This window comes from Lactococcus sp. UBA7128 (genome assembly GCF_002492185.1).
In the GTDB taxonomy this organism is placed as follows: domain Bacteria; phylum Bacillota; class Bacilli; order Lactobacillales; family Streptococcaceae; genus Lactococcus; species Lactococcus muris.
The window spans coordinates 1-4,002 of sequence record NZ_DKXK01000039.1 but is presented as its reverse complement, the minus strand read 5'-3'; the positions used below and the strand labels follow the sequence as shown (position 1 = coordinate 4,002).

The window sequence follows — 4,002 nt, the reverse complement described above, 5'->3', positions numbered from 1 at the left end:
ATGAAGTCAAATTTGACTTCATCTATTAGTTTTAAACTCCCCAAACACATGTAATCCTATAAAAGACTTACATAAAATTTCTAAGATTTATTTTCAAATCCCTCTCAGCTCGTTGCACTTGTTTCTTTAATTCATCATATTTAACAATATATTCGTTAACAAAAGCATTCTGCTCTTCAATAGGGAAATATTCTACAAAATATTCATTCAAGTGGCCAGGATTGATTGTTAGTTTTGAAGTACCATCCGCAAGATCAGCAACAACTTTTTTTCTAATGGCTTCAAAATACCAATTATAAAATTTCATGTTGATTGGATATTTATCGTAGTTCTTTGGTGTCAACACCAAACATAAATTACTTGCGATAAACTTTCCATTTACATACTGGCTTTTCCCTAATGATCCACTTGCTGATACGGCATAAACTAACGCTTCCTCATCATGTGTGTATGACGAATACTTTTTCCACTCATCCGAAGCCGTAATAAAATCATATTCCCCATCGTCCATTTCATTGGTTGAAGCAAGTTCTCCCTTTGTTGATGAAAATAGCTCTTTGAATTTTACTAACTTGTGGTGACTACCGTCCTCATTTTGGTAGCCTGCTGCATTTAGAACACCTTCTTTATAAATTTTTTTCTTTTCCGAAATACCTTGTATTTCCTTAGAATTGTTAATTGAATCTACAATTTGATTTTCTATGTCATTCCATCGATTGTTTTTGTCAATTCGTCCTTTGTGTTGGACGCTAACTAATCCATCATCCTCAAGATTATAGAACAAGACTTCATCTGTTGGATTATGTGGAGTTTTTGTGAATCCAAAAATTGAAGTATTAACGGTCCTCCCTTGTTCTCTAAAAATAGATAGAGGCATCTTTATTACATAATCAAGCCGTGCTTTTTCTAGCAACAGGTCGGTTAAGCCTGTCGTCCCATCTTTTCCTTGATTTTTTGTTAACGTTGGACTTGGCATAATAATAATGAGCTTCCCATTATTTTCAAGATAATCAATAGCCTGTAATGTGAATTTGATTGGATTTTTATTCTCATAAGGTGGATTGATGATACACTTTGTGGGTTTCTTTTCTCTAATATACTCAAGTAATACATCATCCTTATTGTTCATAATTGTATTATCACTCACGTTTAAAAGACTATTCCTAAACAGCATATTTGAACGACCATCTCCATGTAGGAACATATTTGAACATGCTAACGAAAATAATACAGGATCAATCTCAAATCCTATTAACTGGCGATTTCGTATTTCTTCAAGCTTATCTTCATCATCTTTAGCAAGATTATATAGTGTTTCCATAGCCTCCATTAGAAAGCCACCCGAGTCAGTACAAGTATCAATTACGACATCATTGACGTTTAATCGAGCTAACTTGACCATTAACTCTTTTATATGGTCAGGAGTTAAAATGATATTTTTATTTTCAATCTTCCCTGCACGAGAAAGAAAAATCTTATAAGCTTTTCCTAATATATCCTGCTTTTCTTCGTATTGATAAGGGATAAAGATTTTATTGTGGATTTGAGATATTAGTTGCTTATAAGTCAACAATGGCAAGTCGATATTTTTTATAAATGAAAACTGGTCACGCCAACTAAACTCTTTTGACAAATTATTGACTTTTAATCCCAGTTGAGTATCAACTGCTTGAAGGATTGACTTGTTCATATAATGGGCATTTAATATTGTAACTGAAGTTGTTGCTATCTCTTGATCAGTTGGTTCTTGAATGTTCAGGTAGATGCTCCGAAAATTTGTATTAGTCAATGCAATCATAATACCTGAAAAAAACAAACTTCGGTAGGTATCTTTTATTCCACCATCATGGAATTTTTCATTGATAGACTTCAAAATGCTAACAAGCTGCTCATCTGAGATAGTTTCTCCCGAAACACGCTTACTTAATGCTTTTCCAATATTTTCAAGTGTGAGCAGCTTATCTTTTATATTGAACTTCTCTATTTCATCAGAATCCGTTTTCTTGAAAAAATAGGTTACCTTTATTTGACTTAATTCTCGTCCCGATACTGCAATCCCAACCATATTTTTCTTAATGTTGTTTGTCGTCATATAGAACTTAACTTCTTCTTCAGCTCTAGAATGTAAGAGTGGTTTTGCTTCAACAATTATTGCAAAGTCAGGTAAATCAAGAAAAAAATCTGGGTAACCTGCAAATGATGTCCCATTCTTTGATTTGAAACCATAAGACTTATCAATTGCGGACTTTTCAATGAAAGTATCAGGACCATAAAACGAACGAAAAATATTTTCAGTAATAGTTTCGCTAGATTGCACTTTCTTTCCCACTTATGCCACCACCTTTTGGTTGATAGCTACAAAAAGAACCATAGCTTCATCTACTAAAATGTTGCTACGGCTCTTTTTTAGGGCACTATAAAAAAAGGTATCACCTACCTGTGCTGTGCTGTGCTGTGTAGTGACCCCTAAAAGTTAGACTTTTGAATGAGATAGAAATATCTCATTTTTTTGTATTTTATTTTTGATAAGCAAGCCGAAATTGAGCAGGTGCTAACCAATTCAATTTCTTCTTAATTCGTTTGGTGTTGTAGTATTGAATCCACTTCGTAATAGCGGTGTTCAGTTCTTGATAAGAGTGAAAGACCTTTCCATAGTAGATTTCCTGCTTCAAAAGGCCAAAGAAGTTCTCCATAACAGAGTTATCAAGACAATTTCCCTTGCGACTCATCGACTGGAAAATTCGATGTTCATTGAGCGTGTGAACATAGCTTTTGGTCTGGTAAGCCCAGCCTTGATCAGAGTGAAAAGTTCGGCGATAAGGGCAGTCAGAAGTCACTTCAAGTGCCTGCGTGAGCGCACTTGAAATCGCATGATAAGTTGGCTGCTTAGAGACTTCAAAGCTCACAATTTCGTTGTTAAACAAGTCCAAGAAAGGATTAAGATAAGCCTTCTTCTGAACGCCCTTATCGTAATATTTAAACTCTGTCGTATCTGTCGTTATTTTCTGGTGAGGAATACGGGTATGAAAGCGTCTATTCAACTTATTTTTAGCAGTCTTGCCCACTTTTCCCTTGTAAGAATTGTACTTGCGGGATTTGCGCCCAAAAGAAGTCACACGTAGTCCCAGTTTTTTCATCAAGCGTTGTACTTTCTTATGGTTGACATGAAAGCCTTTGTCTTTAAGCAACTGTACCATTGGACGATAACCTGCATTCTTATGTTCCTTGCGAATTTCCAGCATAGCTTGCTCAATGTCTTCGTCCTTATTGGGACGTTCGAAGCGTTTAAGCCAATAGAAATAAGTACTCCGAGCTAGTCTAGCAACTCTGAGGAGGAGTTCAAGAGGGAACTGGAATTGTCTTTGGAGGCTTTGAACAAGTCGGGATTTTCCCGAATTTGTTGTTCCATTCGAAGTCTCCTCAAGCCTTTTAAATACTCTAACTCAGCACGTAGGTAAAGATTCTCTTCTTGAGCTTCCGCGAGTTGTCTCTCAAGCTCTGAGTGCTCCTCTTTTGATTTCTTAGTCTTCTTAGATTTAGGCTTTGACAATTCATTCTCTTTTCTAGGTCTTCCACGAGGCTTTGAAATAAAAGCAAATTCCCTCTCTTGACGGTACTCTTTAACCCAACGAACAATCACTGTACAATTACTCATGTTTAATTGTTTGGCAACTTCGCGATAAGACATTTCACTTGTTAAGTATAAGTTTACCGCATTGCGTTTAAAATTGGAATCATAAACAGTATTGTGAGGGTTGCGTTTTAACCCCTCTTCTCCAAATTTTTTATAAGCATTAACCCATCTAAGAGCTACTTCATGGTTAGACAGTCCATATTTATCTCTTAGAAATGTATAGCCTCCCACTCCTGAGAGATAATCATTCACAACCTTAAGTTTGAATTCAAAAGAATACTTTTTCATAAGAAAAGACCTCCAAAAGTTAGATTTTTCTAGTCTAACTTCTGGGGGTCATATCACTGTGCTGTGCTGTGCTGTGCTGT

Annotated in this window: 2 protein-coding genes; both read right to left on the bottom strand. The window is 35.7% G+C overall.

The window, feature by feature from the left end; translation table 11 throughout:
* Positions 1-67: 67 nt before the first annotated feature.
* Entirely contained in the window at positions 68-2,329 is a 2,262-nt protein-coding gene (locus B4H39_RS04775) for an N-6 DNA methylase (RefSeq protein ID WP_251421817.1), read from the bottom strand.
* 187 nt (positions 2,330-2,516) lie between these two features.
* A protein-coding gene (locus tag B4H39_RS04770; RefSeq protein WP_394304495.1) for an IS3 family transposase occupies positions 2,517-3,922 on the bottom strand; the annotation gives its coding sequence in 2 pieces (ribosomal slippage) (positions 2,517-3,433 and positions 3,433-3,922; 1,407 coding nt in all).
* Between the last annotated feature and the right edge of the window lie 80 nt (positions 3,923-4,002).